A 17,222-nucleotide genomic window follows, 5' to 3' on the forward strand; every position below is an offset into this window, starting at 1 on the left:
AGATTTCATTCCCCCGAAGGGTCATTCCATCTCGTCTCGTTCGACTTGCATGTGTTAAGCATACCGCCAGCGTTCGTCCTGAGCCAGGATCAAACTCTCAATAAAAAGTTTGTATTTAAAGCCGTTAAGCTTTTAAATGCTGTCTCATTTTGAATAAAGCGTATTTTATACTCTACCGAGTTAATGTTTTATAGAGTTCATCTCTCTGTTTCTATTTAGCCGCATTCATCCTCGCGGATCTTTTGGCTGTTTTACAGGTTTTATGGTACTATTCTCTTTTCTATGACCGTTGCCACTCCGTCGTTTTTTCAGTGTTTCCGACTGAAGAAGCTTTTCTATTATATCGTCGTTTCTTGTGATTGTCAAGCTGTTTTTTGAAATTCTTTTAAGTTCATTTCAATGTTTCAGCTGTGTCCGCTGCCTCACTCGAGACAACTTCATTAGTATACGCTCTTTTCACCATCCTGTCAACTGGTTTTTGAAAGTTTTTTAAAACTTTCTTCCGCCACCTCCTAAATTCGCTATTATCGGCTTATCAGCAGGTTTCAAGTGTGCTTAATTAACTGTTTTTCTGGGATGTCTTGTTTATTTACCCTTATATTTATAATATAAACGCAAAAATCAAATATTTTATTATTTTATTTATTCTTCTTTTCAAAATAAAGGAGCTTAAAACACTAAGCCTTAAGCTCCTTCTACATTTAATGATCAGTCAATGGGTTTCATTGTCGGGAAAAGAATAACATCTCTGATACTATGTTGATTGGTGAATAACATAACCAATCGATCAATTCCAATCCCTAAACCGCCAGTAGGTGGCAGACCGACTTCCAGGGCATTAATAAAGTCGGCATCAAAAGGATGCGCTTCATCGTCACCGTCGGTTTTCTTCTGAACCTGGGACATAAACCGTTCTTTCTGATCAATGGGGTCATTGAGTTCAGAAAATGCATTAGCACATTCGGCGCCGTTAATGTAAAGTTCAAATCGTTCGGTGTAGCGTGGGTCTTTGGGGTCTTTCTTGGCCAGTGGCGAAATTTCGACCGGATGCATGGTTACAAAGGTTGGTTGGATCAGTTTATCTTCCACGAATTCGTCAAAGACTTCCGCCATAATTTCACCAACACTGTTTTTTCCATCCACATCCACATGCAGTTCTTTGGCAGCGGCTCGGGCCACTTCAACATCAGTCATCACATCAAAGTCCACATTGGTGTGCTCCTTAACTAAGTCAACCATTCGTGCCCGTTTAAACGGTGCTGCTAAACTGATTTCCTTATCGCCGTAAATAACAGTTTCTGATTGATTAACTTCTTTTGCCAAAAAACTGTAAAGTTCTTCAATCATTTTCATGAGGTCATCATAATTGGCATATGCCTCATAAGATTCCAGCAGTGTGAATTCCGGGTTGTGGGTGGCATCCATGCCTTCGTTTCTAAAAACCCGACTCATTTCATAAACCTTATCAAAACCGCCTACGATTAGTCGTTTAAGTGGCAACTCCAGGGCAATCCGACAATATAACGTGATATCCAGAGCATTGTGGTGGGTAATAAAGGGTCTGGCGTTGGCCCCGCCAGCCAGATTGGAAAGAACCGGTGTTTCCACTTCAATGAAATCACGGGAGTCATAAAATTCTCGAATCTTTCGCATAATCAGCGAACGTTTCTGAAATACATCCTTAACTTCCGGATTTACAATCAGATCCACATAACGCTGGCGGTAACGCAGTTCCATATCTTTGAGACCGTGATATTTTTCCGGCAGAATCTGTAGTGATTTGCTCAGCAGTGTCAGTTCGGAAACCCTTACCGAAATCTGACCCATTTTTGTTTTGAAAATTTCGCCTTTAACACCAACAATGTCGCCAATGTCATAGGTTTTAATTTCGTCATAAATGTCTGGCAGGGCGTCTTTTTTCAGAAATAACTGAATTCTCCCGGTAGAATCCTGAAGATCATAAAAAGACACTTTTCCCTGGCCCCGTTTGGACATGATCCGTCCTGCCATGGTTACTTCTTTTTCTTCATAGTCATCATATGCGGCTTCTACTTTTTTAGCATGAGCACTCACATTAAAACTGGTTTGTTCAAAGGGATTCTTCCCGGCATCCTGTAAGTTTTTTAATTTATCTCTTCTTATTTCCAGAAGTTCACTTAGGTTTTCTGTTGTCAATGTCTACTCCTCTATCTTCGTATTTCTAAAATCTGATATGCTGCTTCGCCGTCAGGAATCTGAACCTTTACGGTATCGCCAACCTTTGCTCCCAGCAGTGCCGAACCGATCGGAGACTCATTTGAAATACGGTTGTTTTTAGGATCGGACTCTGCTGATCCAACAATTTTATATTCTGCGACAAAGTCCAATAACGGATTTTTAATTTTTACGATACTTCCAACACCAACATCTTCGGTATGAATATCCTTATCGTCAATGACTACCGCAATTTTAAGCTTGTGCTCCAGTTCTGAAATTCGGCCTTCTACAAAACCCTGTTCATTTTTCGCTTCATCATATTCGGCATTTTCACTTAAATCTCCGAACTCTCGGGCTGTTTTAATTCGGTCTGCGACTTCATGACGCTTTACCGTTTTTAGATATTCCAATTCCTTCTTTATGTTGTTAAAACCATCCTCGGTGATAACTAACTCTTTTGCATTCATACTCATTATTTCCTCCATCTGACACGATCTTTATTCTCAATCACAAGTGTCATTTATTTTTTAATTTTTATCTAAATTAACTTTTACTTACTTGCCAATTACCGTTTTTCCCCACATATAATGAACAAGTTTTTCGGGAACCATAACCGAACCATCAGCCTGCTGGTAATTTTCTAAAATAGCGGCAAAGGTTCTCCCCACAGCCAATCCTGAACCATTAAGGGTATGTAAAAAGCGGGTTTTCCTGGTTTCGCCATCTCTAAAGCGTATGTTTGCCCGCCGGGCCTGGTAGTCTTCAAAATTTGAACAGGAGCTAATTTCGACATAACGGTTATAACTTGGCATCCACACTTCAATATCATAGGTTTTTGCCGAGCTGAAGCCCAGATCGCCAGTGCATAGTTCAACTACCCGATAAGGGATCTCCAGTAATTGCAAAATCCGTTCAGCATTATTTGTTAATGATTCCAGTTCTTCATAGGAGCGATCTGGATGAACAAATTTAACCATTTCCACCTTATCAAACTGATGATTACGGATTAACCCCCGGGTATCACGACCGGCTGATCCCGCTTCTTGTCTGAAACAAGGGGTGTAGGCGGTAAAATACTTGGGCAGTTCTTCTTCTGTCAGAATTTCATCACGATAGATATTGGTTACCGGCACCTCTGCGGTTGGCACCAGAAAAAAGTCCTTACTTGGCAAATGAAAAGCATCCTCTTCAAACTTGGGCAGCTGTCCAGTCCCGGTCATACTTTCCCGATTTACCATAAATGGTGGGGAAATTTCAGTATAATGATGCTCATCACAGTGGGTGTGCAGCATAAAGTTAATCAGCGCTCGTTGCAATCGTGCCCCATCACCTTTGAACATACTGAAACGAGCACCGGTAATTTTGACCGCCCGTTCAAAATCCAGAATGTCCAGATCCACTCCAATGTCCCAATGCGCTTTGATCTCAAAATCAAATGTTCGGGGTTCGCCCCATTTTCTGATTTCCAGATTATCGGTATCATCCTTCCCAACCTTAACTTGCGGGTTGGGAATATTGGGGAAATTCAGCAACTGCATTTTGATTTCATCATCAATTGTTTTGACGGCTGCATCCAAATCTTTAATCGCATTGGAAAGCTCCTTCATCTCGGCGAAGATCTCGGTACAATCCTTGTTTTCTTTCTTGAGTATCGGAATTTGTTTGGACACCACATTCTGGCGGCTCTTCATTTCTTCAACCTGGCCCAATGTCTCCCGACGCTTTTCGTCCAAAGTGGTAATCACACTGAGATCATATTGACCTCGTTTGTCCAGACCTGCCTGGACTTCTTCCTTGTTTTCTCTGATGCGCTTTATATCGAGCATTTTTTCCTCCTGCTTTTAATTTCTTATGATCTTATCCTACTGAGTTGCCCCAGAAAGTTGCGAAAGTTGAGCCAGAACCTGTTCCAACTCATTTATTTTTTGTCCATATCCCGCCCAATTACCAGCCTTTTGAGCTTCTTGAGCTTCTTTAAACAAAGCATTTGCTTTGGTAATTAATTCTGCTGTGGTTGCTGTACTACCCGTACTTTGCGTTGGTATTGCGGTGCTAAGCAGTTCCTGTATGTCAAAAACCTGGGCCAGCGCCAACTCCAGCGAGTCTGCCATAACAATTTCATTCTGGTATGAGACCACAACTTTTTTTAATTCTGGCAGATTGTTTTCACCACCAACCGCTTGAATGTAAATCGGTTCCACATAGATAATTGCATTTTCAATGGGAATCGACATCAGATTTCCCCGTAGAACCCGGGATCCCTGTTGGCCCAGTAAGGTTAATTGCGGCGAAATGATCGTATCCTGATCGATCCGCTGTTCAATTTGCATTGGGCCATAAATCAGCTGTTGTTTGGGGAACTCATATAAAATCAACTGCCCATAACCCGGCCCGTCTGATACTCCGGCCAACCAGGCAATCATGTTATCCTTATCCTTGGGTGTAAAGGGAACGGTCAGCATGAATTCAGGCTGACGATCCGGAAGCTCCATGATGGTGTAAGCCGATTCGACCGGAACCTCTGCTTTCTCGGTTTCATAAAACTGAGTCGCCGTTTCCCATTGATCTTCCTTGTTATAGAAGACCCTGGCGTTTGACATATGGTAGGTTTTGTAAATATCCGATTGAATGTCAAACATCGTTTTTGAATAGCGCAGGTGTTGTTTAATGCCCTCCGGCATTTCTGATAGATCTTTCAAAAATCCCGGAAATATTTTACTGTAAGTTTCCAACACTGGTTCATCATCAACTTTATAGAAGGTCACATCGCCATTATAAGCGTCAACAACGACCTTCACAGAGTTACGGACATAATTATTGCCAGCACCATCATAGGGTTGCGAATAGGGATAGCGATCGCTGGTGGTGAAGGCATCGACGATCCAATAGAGTCGGCCTTCGGAGATTACCATATAGGGATCATGTTCATAGCTTAAAAATGGCGCAATTGTTGCGACACGTTCTGAAATATTGCGGTGGATCAGCATCTTACTGTCGCCCGTAATTTCATTTGCCAAAAGCAATTCTGACGAACCATGATAGAGGGCAAATGCCAACTTATTGAAAAAGGTCATTGGTATGCCCGCCGTCCCGGTATAGGTAACTTCCTGGTTATTATCACCCTGGGGATAATCAAACTCGGCAGTGGTACAGTTGGTGACGACATAGCCGTAGTCATTTTCACCAAAATAAATCCGCGGTTCCTCTATTACCAGTTCACTGACATCCGTCACCGGCGGAATATCTTTAACAATCAGATCCGGTTGTCCAACATTGTTGGTTTTGTTGACCGGAGATACCGCCACGCCAAAGCCGTGGGTATACTTCAAATGCTGATTGACCCAAGTCTTCGCTTCTGCAGGGAGTAACGTATTATTCATTTCCCGAGCACCCAGGAATACCTGAGTATAAACCCCATTAACAAAATAACGATCCACATCGACATCATAAAACTGATAGTAGTTTCGGATTCCCTGGAGGGAATTATACATCTCCTGGGTCGGTATTTGATCGTTGATGGTTATATTATCGATGGTAATCTTGTTTTCTTTAATATCTTTGGCCGTTATTTCCTGCGTTCCTGAAAACTCACGGGTTTCAACATTGGCTAAATCATAGGCCTGCTGGGTATATTCAATGTTATTGGTAATATACGCTTCTTCTTTTGTAAACTGATTTGGAATAACAATCAGTGATTCATAAATCCCCTGGGCCGCACCGCCAAGAATAACCACCACCGCGAACAGAACCGGACCAGCCCCCATGACAAGATATTTTTTCTGATACCCGGCAACAATGGAAGTCACTGCCAATACCAGGCATAAAACTGCTTTAATAATGATGACCTTCAGTCCGACATCAATATCTGCCGCACCGGCTCCAAAGACAATTCCTGAGGTTGAATACAGCAGTTGAAATGCTTCTAACAGGCTACCAATCGACAGGATTAAAAAAAGCACTCCTAAAAAAATGCCAATCTGTTTCGATGCAATCTCGAGATAGGATTTGAATATCCCCTTTGCATTGACTTTAATGGATTCAAGATCTTGTTCGCGGTTAAACTCAATTTTTTTTCCCTGATAAAGAATATAGGCCGTATATAAAAATGTCAAGACGACAATGACCGCAAAGAAACCGATAAAAATAGCAAAAACTTCCTGATATAATGGCAATCCAAAAAAATAAAGAGCCAGATCCTGATTGAAAATAGGATCGGTCAAATTAAATTGGGTCTGATTAATAAATTCGAGTATTTGGTACCATAAGCGGTCTGAGATTAGAATGGTCAGAAAAAAAGCAACCACACCACTCACACTAATGGCGACGATATTTTGCTTTTTCGTCGCTTTCTGAACACTCCCTAAGTACTTTGCTGAAATGCGGTTAAGCAACTTTAAATAAAAAAACAAAACCAATACCAAACCAATAAAGATCGGAATGCCGATTTGTGTTTTCGTCACCAGTTCCTTAAAGAAAATCTCAGTATACCCCATCTCCACAAACCAAAGATAATCAATATAAAATTGGTTCAGCGATAATAAAACGGCGAAAATAACTAATAACACCCCTAATCCAATCAAGAGTGTTTTATTTCTTTTTCTCATTTTTTTCTTCTTTCCTGATCGTATCATATTTTTATCTAATTTTATTATTATATCACATTTCTTATAGTTTTCATTAATAAAATGCACTATTTCCAGCTAATAAAGCACCTTTAATAGTTTGAACCGCATAATTGATAATTCTTCAAAACATCAGCCTTGAATCGGAAAGTCGAAATAGGTTTCAGGATACGGTTCGTCAGTTAAGGTAAAATGCCACCACTCCTGCTGCATCGGTTCAAATCCTTCTGAACGCATCAGATAACGAAGCTGAACCCGATTTTTACTTTGCTCCAGGGTCAGATGGTCATAATCGCTGTAGGAGACTTCCGAGAAGAAATCAAAAATTCCTCCCATATCAATTTCAACCCCTGTTTCAATATTGACCACTGTCAGATCCACGGTGCTGCCCCGGGTATGAGAAGATTCTGCGGCGATAAATCCACCCTCAAAAACTTCCTGCCGGGTTTTTTGGGGGTAATAAGTGTTTTTCGTTTTATTATCCTCTTCCATTTTTCCCCAGCGAACAAAATGATCCACTGCCCGTTTGGGTCGATATCCATCAAACACTTTTAATCCAAATCCTTCTTCCAGCAGTTGTTTCTGAACCCGCCCCAGTGCGACTACGGCTTTTTCAGTCAATAAAATGATTGGTGCTTCATAACCGTCAATTCTTTCACCCACGAAGTTATCGCCGGTATAATATTTTACGTCCGTCATAATTCCGGGAATTTCCATTGAAATATCCACAAAGTCATTGGGCCGGACAATCATAATTTTTTTCATTGATTTTCCCCTAGTTTTACGCTGAAATGTCTATCTTCCTATTTTATACGATGACTGACATGATTACCAGTAATAATTAACAAAATCAATGAACACGTTAATAATCCTCACTCTTCCAATTACTCCTGACAAATCCAGAATACTCCGATCATTTGACAATGTCCAATGAAATACGGCCATCCAGAATTTCGACAATGCGGTCTGCTTTTTCAGCAACCCGTCGATCATGGGTGATAATAATGAAGGTGGTTCCCAGTTCCTGGTTGATTTTCCGAAAAAGTTGATAAATGCTGTCGGTTGTCTGGGAATCCAGGTTTCCAGTGGGTTCATCGGCCAGAATAATTTTCGGCTGATTCATCAGCGCTCTTGCAATGGCCGTCCGTTGCTGCTGACCTCCTGACATATTGGTTGCCAGATTATTTTCCACCTTTTCAAGTCCCACCAGATTCAGTATTTCCCGGGCTCTATCCCGACTCTTTTTACCCGCCTTTCCATTGGCAATCCGATAGGGCATCAGCACATTTTCCAGAGCGGTAAACTCCGGCAGCAGATAATGAAACTGGAAAACAAAACCCAGGGTTTCATTGCGCAAATCACTCAAACGTCCTTTAGACATGTTTTTGGTGGATACCCCATTGATAATTACATCTCCTTTAGTCGGGCGATCCAGGGTCCCCAAAATATTGAGAAGGGTGCTTTTACCACTGCCTGACTCGCCAATAATGGCATTAAAGGATCCCGTTTTAAAACCCAGGTTCAAGTTGTGTAAAGCCACCGTTTTAATCGTCTTGCCATAAACTTTGTTTACGCCTTTGACCTCCACCACATAATTATCCATTTTTAATTACCTCCATGGGATCAAGTCTGGATACGCGAATAGCCGGAATCAAGGCTGCCAGGGTAGAAGCAGCAACAGCAATCCCCGCTGAAATACCAATAAAACTCCAATCAATAAAAAAGGGCACCAGGGATGACCCATCGGGATTGGTAACAAAGGTGGCAAAAGACCAGCTTAGGCCAATTCCCAGACCAACACCCACAAGGGCTCCCAGAACACCAAGTAAAAATCCTTGAAATAAAAAAACCAAACTGGCCTTTGGATTATGCATTCCCATTGCCTTTAAGATCCCAATCTGTTTTGATTTTTGGACCACACTGATGGCCAATACACTGGCGATTCCCAAAACAACCGAAATCATCACAAAAACCTGGATCATCAGACTTGACGCGGTTTGCCCAGAAAGACCGGATAATAAAGCAGCATTTTCTTCTTTCCAGTTTGTCACCACTAAGGTGTCTTCATTTAAGCGTTTCTCAATCTCTCCGGCCACTTCATCGGCAGCAAATACATCGTTTACCTGCATTTCGATCTGTGAAACACCTTCGCCCGTTTCCAAAAATTCCTGAACCGCACGATCATTACTCAAAATCCATGATTCATTTAACGATTTTACCTGCAAATCAAATATTCCTGTGATCAGAAATTTACCGGTTTTTCTGGCGGGGGTGATCAATTCAATTGTATCTCCGACGCTCAAATTCAAATTTTTTGCAAAATCCTCTCCAATTATGATTTCATTGTCATTGGTTGCCAGCTCCCCTTTGACAATCCGATCTGATATTTTATAGATTCCCTGAGCTGCTTTCCAGTCAAACCCACGGAGGAGAATCGTAGCAGACTCATCGGCTGTGTTTAGAATAGCTGGCCCCTGCGTAACTGCCACCAGATTTTTTATTTCTTCAGGATTAGTAGCTTTGATGGTTTTCGCTTCTGCCTGAGAATCCAAAATATAAGCGCCATCTTCCTGTGGTGAAACGGTAATTTGAGGAGCACTGCCCACCGTTTTGTCGACCAGGCTTTTTTGGAGGCCGGTGATCAACGAACCAATAAATATCTGAACCGACACTCCAATGGCGATGCCCAATACAATTAGTGCCGTCTGTCCCTTACTGGATTTCAAAAATCGAAGGGCGATATCAAATGCCAGTTTCATAATTTTCCCACCCTTCTGAGATCCTTACCACAGCGTCATAGCCATCGACATAATAATTCCCACCGATTTCTTTTACCACCGTCAAATTATCTTTAAATGCCGCACCGCCTAAAATAATGGCGGTTTCACTTCCCATGATTTTTCGGACATCTTCGATGGTACGTTTGGCGGCAACCAGATTAAAATAATTACTGACTCCCATGGCAATAGCCTCCGGGCGCAGCCGCACCATTGCCTGCAGGAGCGCTGCTGGCGGTGTATTGCCACCTAAAAAATAGACCTGATGACCACATAAGATAAAAAAATCAGCAATCATCCGGGCCCCAATATCATGGTATTCCTCGGACGGACAGAAAACCACAATTTTCTTCCGGCCGCTTTTGAAACTGTTGCGCATTCCTTCATTCACGACCCGGGGATAACAGTACTCAATGACCGTTCGAACCACCGAAGTTCTAAAATGTTCTTTCCAGATCGCTACCGATTCTCTTCGCTCTTCCAATTCCATTTTGTTTTGAGCCGGAATTAACAACTCCGTGTACAGCTCGACAATTCCCACCTTACCGGTTTCCAGAGCGTCGAGGGCAACCCGTACCGCATTGGGTTTATCATCATTTTCCAGACACTCCACAAATTTTTCGTATAACATATGCACACCACCCAAATTTAAATAGATTATCAAACATTTATACCCTGATATTTTTTTAAAAAACATCCTCTATCGCTTAATTTGTATTAACTCAAAAAAAAGAATCCCTGTAAATAAAATTTTCAGGAATTCTCTTAAGCTCATTCACAATTAGAGGTCAATAACCCATTTTCCAATGTTTTCCAGTTTTTCTTTGGTCAATCCACAGTCAATTAAGTAAGCAAGCTCATCTAACGTGCCTTGTCCCAGGGGAACTAACGTCGCTCCTGAGTCACTACCTAATGCAATGTTCACACCCATTGCATCCGCTTTTCTTACCATCAACTGATGTTGTCTAAAATATGCTTCCGATACTTTTTGATATTTTTTCATCGGGCTACTTTCGTTGCATCTGGCGATATTGGCAAAAGGTGCCAAAGTCGGCACCCAGATTGTACCACTTTCACGCATGGCATGAAGGCAGTCATCATTAATTCCATAGCCGTGCTCAATGGTATCCGCCCCCGATGTCAAAGCGATCATAATACCCTCTGGGGTGTTGGCATGAACCATGACCGATAAACCCTGTTGATGGGCATGATCAATCATTTCCGAACATTCACTTTTAGAAAACCCCACCGGACCTGAGGCACCAAGATCGGTAAAACTCATGATGCCGGTTAGAATAATTTTAATAAAATCTGGTTTCTTTTTGATGAGACGATTCATCTTTTTGATACCATCTTTTACATTATCCACGGAGTCGCCTAAAAAGTCACCATAATGGCCCTTTTTATACAATGCATGGATGGGGGTCTTAAAAATAAGACCGGAATCTTTTGAAATATCTCTGAAAATTATTCCAATTCCCGAACCATCCCCGCCATCACGGATTGCCTGTACCCCTTTATTCTGATAGCTTTTAATTAGTCCTTTTATCGCCTCAACTGAGACTTCATCAGCTACATCAGATTTTTTCAAACCTTTTAATTGACCGAGCCCAACATGAACATGACAATCAATTAACATGCTTTTTGTTTACGTACACGTCGCAACGCATATTCGTAGCTTCAGATTTAGCTGCCGCTATTGCAATTGCTGCTATTTTCAATTTTTCACCAACCTGTAAACCTACCGGTATCATAAATTTTGATACCGCTACAACCAAAATAAAAGCTCCTCCATCAGTTGAACAGTCTATTTGAATAAACCGTTCTCCTTAAAATGAGCAGTTTACTTAGATAAACCGCCCACCTTAAGAGGAGCATTTTAGAAACTCCGGCATGGCCGGTATTCCGTTTTAATTTGTTCTTAAACGACTGGAGTGATTGGTGCAATACCAGCTAAGTCAAGAATTTCTGGAATTCTATTTTCCCAACCTAATGACATGATATGAACACCTTGAGCATAGTCTTTACATTCTCTGATCAGACGGGCACAGATTTCAACACCAGTATCACCAGCTTTGGTTTTTTCTTTATCTGCCTGTAATTCAGCAATCATTTCATCAGGAACATGAACACCAGCTACATTAGCATTCATATATCGGCACATACCGACATTTTTAGGAATGATCAGACCCAATTGTACAGGTACACCAAATTGTTTTGCTTGTTCCATAAATTTGATGAATTTTTCTGGCTCATAAACACCCTGAGTTTGGAAATATTCACATCCAGCTTTTACTTTTGCTTCCATTTTTGCCAACTGAACATCGACTGAATCACTACATGGTGATACAACGGCACCTTTGGCAAATTTTGGAGGAGCCCCATCAACCGCATTTCCAGCGATATCAAAACCTTCTTCCAATCTTTTTACTGCATGAATCAATGACACGGAATCTAAATCAAAAACCGGTTTTGCCTGAGGATGATCACCCAATGTTGTGTAATCTCCAGTTAATAGCAGTAAATTTTCAATACCCAGTAATGCTGCACTTAAGATATCAGACTGCAGGGCAATACGATTTCGATCTCGACAAGTTACCTGGAAGATAGGCAATAGCCCTTCATCCTTCAGAACTCGACAGGTTGCCAGTGAACCAGTTCTCATGACTGAGGATTGGTTATCTGTTACGTTCAATGCATGAACCCGGGTTTTTAAATATTCATGGGCATCTTTAATTAAATGGTCAAGTTCAACCCCTTTTGGAGGTCCTACTTCCGCAGTTAATACAAACTCGCCACGTTCAAACAGCTCAGTTATTCTCATTTATAATTACTCCTACTCTTTTTAAATTATTGGTTATTCTGCGTTTGGATTGTTATAGTTGCGCACTTTGGGTGCGTCATATTTCATGTTATCCAGTTTGTCCAGTTTCTCCAATTTTCTGTAAATTCGTTCCCAGCCGCATTCCATGTTCTTATCAACTTCACACTTACCTTCTTTGGCACCGCCACATTGGCCGTTGATCAGACTCTTTGAGCATGCAGTAATTGGACAGATTCCACCAGTACCATTGAGGTAGCACTCACCACACTGTCCGCAATCAACATTCAGTGGTGTTACGCCCTGGAATCCTGGCAATGGATAGGTATCACAGCAGGAATAGACTTTTTTGCCTTCAAATAGTGCAGCAACAGTCTGGATCCCAACACCACAGGAGAATACCAAAATGGTATCAGCCGCATTGATGACATCAGTATGTTTTTTTAATTGCAGCTTCAGATTATCCGGATTACAGATGTAATCGGTGGTGATGATCTGAGTTACTTCTTTGTTGGCTGACAGTTCTTTTTGAAATGCATCCGCTTCATGTTCTGCAAAATAGACTTCCTTACAGCCATGACAGTTGATGATTACCGTTTTTCCCTGAGCCAGCGCTTCGATTGCTTCTTGTGATTTTAGTTGGGTAATCAGCATATTATTTACCCTCCCTTATGGCAGTTTTTCCAATTTTAATGCGTTCAACAATTGGAATCTTTGATGAACAGATATATTCACAACATCCACATTCAATACAATCCATGGTATTTTGTGCTTTCATGCCTTCCCAGTTTTCTTCTAAAGCGAATTTTGTGAAGTACAGTGGGCGCAGTTCCATTGGACAGACATCCATACAACGACCACACTTGATACACTCAACTGCTTCTTTAACAATTGTTTCAACGGCAATAATTCCGTTAGAACATTTCAGCATCGGCACATTGAGATCCGCCTGGGCGAAGCCCATCATTGGACCACCGATTTTAACAGTAACATCATCACCTTTAACATCGCCGCAATGGTTGACGATATCTTTGACTGAGGTACCAATCTTAACTAAGTAGTTACCTGGTTTGTTCATGCGGTTACCGCTGACAGTAACAACCCGTTCAATGAGCGGCATTCCTAACTGGATTGCATCAGATACAGCTTTGGCGGTACTGACATTACACACGATTGCGCCAACATCCATTGGTAGTCCACCACTTGGAACTTGCTTGCCCATAACCCGTTTGATGAGCATTTTTTCAGCCCCTTGTGGGTATTTGGTTTTAGCAACAACAATTTCGATGTTTTCAATATCAGCAGTTTTGGCCTGCATCAATTCAACGGCATCCAATTTATTGTCTTCAATGGCAATCACACCTTTTGGAGCGCCAGAAGCTTTCATCATCGCTTTTAAACCATAAATCACTTCATCAGCATATTCCAGCAGAACCCGGTGATCGGCGGTTAAAATCGGTTCGCATTCACAGGCATTGAGTAATACCAGTTCAATTGGTTTTGGCGATTTAAGTTTAACGGCAGTTGGGAATCCAGCTCCCCCCATACCGACAATTCCTTTTTCACGGACAATTTCAATAATTTCATCAGCAGATAAACTGTCAATGTCACCAGCTGGTTTTACGGATTCATCCAGAGTATTTTTACCATCTGATTGAATCACAATCGCCAGTGAATCCAGTCCACTCACGGGATGTCGTCGCGGTTCAACCGCTACAACAGTACCGCTGACGCTGGCGTGAATGGCGCTACTGACAACACCAGCAGCCTGAGCAATTTTCTGACCCATTTTTACCTGATCGCCAACTTTCACAATTGGCTCTGCTGGAGCTCCAGCATGCTGTGACATGGGAATCACCACATTGACTGGATCTGGGAATGGTACCAGTCCGATATGTTCACTCAGCTCTTTGAATTCGGTTGGGTGAATACCACCATAGTAACCTTCATATCGTTCTTCACGAACTGATTTTACATATTCGCTGACAAACTTATGATTAACTTTGGTATAATCCCGAAGTTCCACTGGTTTATCCAACAGTTCCTGTAAACGTCCCTGTTTTTCCAATCGTTCATAAATGAGCTGCCATCCGCAATCCATTTCTTTGTCAACTTCACATTTGCCATTTTTAGCACCACCACATTGGCCATTGAGTAAGCTCTTTGAACAGTCTACAACTGGGCAGATCCCACCGGTCATGTTCAGATAACACTGACCACATGCTTCACATAAGGTCGTTGTTAATGCCATTCCATGGTAACCATCAACAGTTACAGTGTCGCTACCGGCATAAACCGGAATATCAAGCAATCCTGCCATGGTCTGGATACCCAAACCACATGAAATAACAAATACATTTTTGGCGTCTTGGGGAATAAGATCCTGGAAGGCCTTCGATGTTAATGGTTCGTTGCACAAAAAATCGATTTGTGCCGAGCCAACGATATTTTTGCCCTGTTCTTTGGCAATCTCTTCAAACAGACCGCATTCAGGTTCATCAAAACTATCGAGTTCTTTGAAGCATTTGTTACAGGCTACAACAAACAAGTCATTCTTGTCTGCCAAAACCGCATCGAGCTCTTCCTTTCTTTTCAGTTTAAACTTCGTGTAATCCTCCAATTGTATACCTCCTTTGTTTTTTCAGATTTTATAGTAATCCGCTTTGCATTTTACAAGCTTTGATAACGTGTTTAGCCAGTAAAGCTGTTGTAATTGGGCCTGTTCCGCCGCCACATCCTGGTGTTGCTGAAGTTATCATGGCAACCTTGTCCAGACAGTCAACATGAGCATCCCCAGCTCGGATTTTCTTGCCTTCTTCGTTTAATACAAATTCTTTGTTTTCATCTTTCATCTGAGACATTGCAACGTCGATTAAAATACAATCTTCGCTTAACATATCAGCACGAACCAGACCATAAATACCACAAGCAGTAACAACAATATCAGCAGTTTTTGTGAAGGAAGCTGTCGACTTTGTATGAACGTGACACATGGTAACAGTCGCAAATTCGTTTGTTAACATAATTGTCAGTGGTTTTCCCAACACGTTAGAGTTATTAATAACAACAACGTCTTTACCCTTAACATCGATGTTATAGAATTTGAACATTTCCATAACACCTTCAGCTGTACATGGGAAGAATCCTCTTTCGTCTGCGATCATCAATTTACCTAAGTTTGTTGGATTAAGGGCATCTGGATCTTTTTCAGGGCTTAACAGATATTTGATTTTTTCAGCATCAATTTGATCTGGAAGCGGCTGGAAGATTAACACAGAGTGAATGTTTTTGTCTTCATTGATTGCCTGAAGTTTGGCAATGAAATCAGCTTCGGTTACATCAATTGGGAATTGAACAGATTCAACTTCAATATTTGATTTTCCCATTCTGGTGATGATGCTCTTTTCATAAGAAATAGAACCTGGATCTTCACCAACTCGCATGATTGCCATTTTTACCTGAATGCCTTTTTCTTTTAGTTCGTTGGCATCTTTCAGTACTTCAGCCAGCATTGACTCGCTAACTTCTTTTCCGCTTAATAATTTTGCTGCCATAATTATAATTCTCCTCTTTGTTCAAAATTTTTAATTAATTATTATGAAAGTTGTTTTTCAACATCTGCATAAACACGATCACAGATTTCAACGCCTTTGTCCAGCATCGGTTTGACTCGATTATTAACATCAGCTACATAATCTGCGTCTTTGATTGTTTTTATATTAATTAAAACATTCACCCAACCACTGATCATAGCCGCTCTTAAACACTGAACACCACAAGCAACATCACTGATTGCCAGCGCTGAACCTTTTCCTACCAGTTCTTCCTGTAATAAAACTGCCTTGTAACATACCTCGACAATTTCAAGCGGAATACTGCAGGCAACCTTTGTACATTCTTCTAAGGTTTTTTCTTTGTAAGCCTTTTCTTCTTCGGTTTCTTTGGGAAGACCATAAGCCTTTGATAGCGGTAAAAAGTTTTTTGCATCTTCATCAATCATCGCTAAGAGACGATCCTGAAGCACTTGTGCTTCTTTTAAAATACGCTGAATATCGTCTTCGAATTCTGCATATTTTTTCTTTCCCGTGGTAAGGTTTCCAACCATTCCGGCCAGAGCCGTTCCGACTGCACCGACTAATGCGGCTGCGCCACCACCACCAGGAACCGCTGCCTTGCTGTACAGGGCTTCAACAAATTCTGTGCATTTTTTTTCCGAGATAGAACCAAGGTCAGTTCCTACTGCATCAAATTCCATTTACTAACTCCACTTCAATTTTTATTGTTATTTTTTACATTCTCTTATAAAGAGGGTTCTTAAGAACCCTCTTTATACAGAAAGTGATTATTTCTAGAATAAACCAGCAATTACGCCGTTTTCATCAACATCAATTTTTTCTGCTGCTGGTACTTTTGGCAGACCAGGCATTTTCATGATTTCTCCGGTCAGCGCAACAATAAAGCCAGCTCCGGCTGAGATATTAACCTGACGAACAGTGATTCTGAAGCCGGTTGGACGACCCAGTTTAGTCTGGTCATCGGTTAAAGAATATTGGGTTTTAGCCATACAGATTGGCACCTTGTCAAAGCCAAGGGATGTCAGTCTTTCGATTTCTTTGGCTGCGGTCGGAGTAAAGTCTACGCCGTCTGCGCCGTAAATACGGGTGGCAATGGCTTCGATCTTAGCTTTGATTGGCATATCCAGTTCGTAACAGTATTCGAAGGTGCCTTCGCTTTCGTCAATTAAACGAACCACTTCTTTGGCCAATGCTTCCCCGCCTTCGCCGCCTTTTGCCCATACCTGGGAAA

At 41.5% G+C, this 17,222-nt stretch carries 15 protein-coding genes and 1 rRNA gene; all 16 read right to left on the reverse strand.

Features of this window, described 5'->3' with window-relative positions; genetic code table 11:
- Window positions 1-105, reverse strand: a 16S ribosomal RNA gene (locus ACWI_RS17195); the annotation flags it as partial.
- Between the two features lie 603 nt (window positions 106-708).
- Window positions 709-2,175, reverse strand: coding sequence for a lysine--tRNA ligase (lysS, locus tag ACWI_RS17200; protein WP_070372683.1), 1,467 nt, complete (start codon window positions 2,173-2,175; stop codon window positions 709-711).
- An 11-nt stretch (window positions 2,176-2,186) separates the two neighbouring features.
- Complete coding sequence (greA, locus tag ACWI_RS17205; RefSeq protein WP_070372684.1) at window positions 2,187-2,669, reverse strand: transcription elongation factor GreA; 483 nt, start codon at window positions 2,667-2,669, stop codon at window positions 2,187-2,189.
- Window positions 2,670-2,750: 81 nt separating this feature from the next.
- Window positions 2,751-4,022, reverse strand: coding sequence for a serine--tRNA ligase (gene serS, locus ACWI_RS17210; RefSeq protein WP_070372685.1), 1,272 nt, complete (start codon window positions 4,020-4,022; stop codon window positions 2,751-2,753).
- Between the two features lie 36 nt (window positions 4,023-4,058).
- Complete coding sequence (locus tag ACWI_RS17215) at window positions 4,059-6,800, reverse strand: UPF0182 family membrane protein (RefSeq protein WP_070372686.1); 2,742 nt, start codon at window positions 6,798-6,800, stop codon at window positions 4,059-4,061.
- Window positions 6,801-6,950: 150 nt separating this feature from the next.
- Complete coding sequence (locus ACWI_RS17220; protein WP_084633809.1) at window positions 6,951-7,583, reverse strand: M15 family metallopeptidase; 633 nt, start codon at window positions 7,581-7,583, stop codon at window positions 6,951-6,953.
- Window positions 7,584-7,731: 148 nt separating this feature from the next.
- Window positions 7,732-8,421 carry an ABC transporter ATP-binding protein gene (locus tag ACWI_RS17225; RefSeq protein WP_070372687.1) on the reverse strand — a complete coding sequence of 230 codons (690 nt, stop codon included), beginning with the start codon at window positions 8,419-8,421 and terminating at the stop codon, window positions 7,732-7,734.
- Window positions 8,414-9,577, reverse strand: coding sequence for an ABC transporter permease (locus ACWI_RS17230; RefSeq protein ID WP_070372688.1), 1,164 nt, complete (start codon window positions 9,575-9,577; stop codon window positions 8,414-8,416). Before ACWI_RS17230 ends, ACWI_RS17225 begins: the two co-directional genes overlap by 8 nt.
- The gene (locus ACWI_RS17235) at window positions 9,561-10,226 is read right to left on the reverse strand and encodes a cobalamin B12-binding domain-containing protein (RefSeq protein WP_070372689.1); all 666 of its coding nucleotides are present in this window, start codon (window positions 10,224-10,226) and stop codon (window positions 9,561-9,563) included. The genes ACWI_RS17230 and ACWI_RS17235 overlap by 17 nt, the downstream gene beginning before the upstream one ends.
- 150 nt (window positions 10,227-10,376) lie before the next feature.
- Window positions 10,377-11,234 carry an amidohydrolase family protein gene (locus ACWI_RS17240; protein WP_070372690.1) on the reverse strand — a complete coding sequence of 286 codons (858 nt, stop codon included), beginning with the start codon at window positions 11,232-11,234 and terminating at the stop codon, window positions 10,377-10,379.
- 282 nt (window positions 11,235-11,516) lie between these two features.
- Window positions 11,517-12,419 carry a methylenetetrahydrofolate reductase gene (locus tag ACWI_RS17245; protein WP_070372691.1) on the reverse strand — a complete coding sequence of 301 codons (903 nt, stop codon included), beginning with the start codon at window positions 12,417-12,419 and terminating at the stop codon, window positions 11,517-11,519.
- A 33-nt stretch (window positions 12,420-12,452) separates the two neighbouring features.
- Window positions 12,453-13,070 (reverse strand): methylenetetrahydrofolate reductase C-terminal domain-containing protein, encoded by a 618-nt coding sequence (locus ACWI_RS17250; RefSeq protein ID WP_070372692.1) that lies wholly within the window; start codon window positions 13,068-13,070, stop codon window positions 12,453-12,455.
- Between the two features lies 1 nt (window position 13,071).
- Window positions 13,072-15,036, reverse strand: coding sequence for an electron transport complex subunit RsxC (rsxC, locus tag ACWI_RS18690; RefSeq protein WP_084633815.1), 1,965 nt, complete (start codon window positions 15,034-15,036; stop codon window positions 13,072-13,074).
- Between the two features lie 28 nt (window positions 15,037-15,064).
- Window positions 15,065-15,970 carry a bifunctional 5,10-methylenetetrahydrofolate dehydrogenase/5,10-methenyltetrahydrofolate cyclohydrolase gene (locus ACWI_RS17260; RefSeq protein ID WP_070372693.1) on the reverse strand — a complete coding sequence of 302 codons (906 nt, stop codon included), beginning with the start codon at window positions 15,968-15,970 and terminating at the stop codon, window positions 15,065-15,067.
- A gap of 41 nt (window positions 15,971-16,011) precedes the next feature.
- The gene (locus ACWI_RS17265) at window positions 16,012-16,671 is read right to left on the reverse strand and encodes a cyclodeaminase/cyclohydrolase family protein (RefSeq protein WP_070372694.1); all 660 of its coding nucleotides are present in this window, start codon (window positions 16,669-16,671) and stop codon (window positions 16,012-16,014) included.
- 93 nt (window positions 16,672-16,764) lie between these two features.
- Window positions 16,765-17,222 (reverse strand): formate--tetrahydrofolate ligase (locus ACWI_RS17270; RefSeq protein WP_139142325.1); only part of this gene is annotated, 458 nt, incomplete at its 5' end.

The sequence above is a fragment of the Acetobacterium wieringae genome (assembly GCF_001766835.1).
Taxonomy (GTDB): domain Bacteria; phylum Bacillota; class Clostridia; order Eubacteriales; family Eubacteriaceae; genus Acetobacterium; species Acetobacterium wieringae.

What these genes read in the sequence shown, in the direction of transcription:
- greA (WP_070372684.1), bottom strand. Translation starts at nt 2,669, where the DNA reads ATGAGTATGAATGCAAAAGAGTTAGTTATCACCGAGGATGGTTTTAAC.
- serS (WP_070372685.1), bottom strand. Translation starts at nt 4,022, where the DNA reads ATGCTCGATATAAAGCGCATCAGAGAAAACAAGGAAGAAGTCCAGGCA.
- ACWI_RS17215 (WP_070372686.1), bottom strand. Translation starts at nt 6,800, where the DNA reads ATGAGAAAAAGAAATAAAACACTCTTGATTGGATTAGGGGTGTTATTA.
- ACWI_RS17220 (WP_084633809.1), bottom strand. Translation starts at nt 7,583, where the DNA reads ATGAAAAAAATTATGATTGTCCGGCCCAATGACTTTGTGGATATTTCA.
- ACWI_RS17225 (WP_070372687.1), bottom strand. Translation starts at nt 8,421, where the DNA reads ATGGATAATTATGTGGTGGAGGTCAAAGGCGTAAACAAAGTTTATGGC.
- ACWI_RS17230 (WP_070372688.1), bottom strand. Translation starts at nt 9,577, where the DNA reads ATGAAACTGGCATTTGATATCGCCCTTCGATTTTTGAAATCCAGTAAG.
- ACWI_RS17235 (WP_070372689.1), bottom strand. Translation starts at nt 10,226, where the DNA reads ATGTTATACGAAAAATTTGTGGAGTGTCTGGAAAATGATGATAAACCC.
- ACWI_RS17240 (WP_070372690.1), bottom strand. Translation starts at nt 11,234, where the DNA reads ATGTTAATTGATTGTCATGTTCATGTTGGGCTCGGTCAATTAAAAGGT.
- ACWI_RS17245 (WP_070372691.1), bottom strand. Translation starts at nt 12,419, where the DNA reads ATGAGAATAACTGAGCTGTTTGAACGTGGCGAGTTTGTATTAACTGCG.
- ACWI_RS17250 (WP_070372692.1), bottom strand. Translation starts at nt 13,070, where the DNA reads ATGCTGATTACCCAACTAAAATCACAAGAAGCAATCGAAGCGCTGGCT.
- ACWI_RS17260 (WP_070372693.1), bottom strand. Translation starts at nt 15,970, where the DNA reads ATGGCAGCAAAATTATTAAGCGGAAAAGAAGTTAGCGAGTCAATGCTG.
- ACWI_RS17265 (WP_070372694.1), bottom strand. Translation starts at nt 16,671, where the DNA reads ATGGAATTTGATGCAGTAGGAACTGACCTTGGTTCTATCTCGGAAAAA.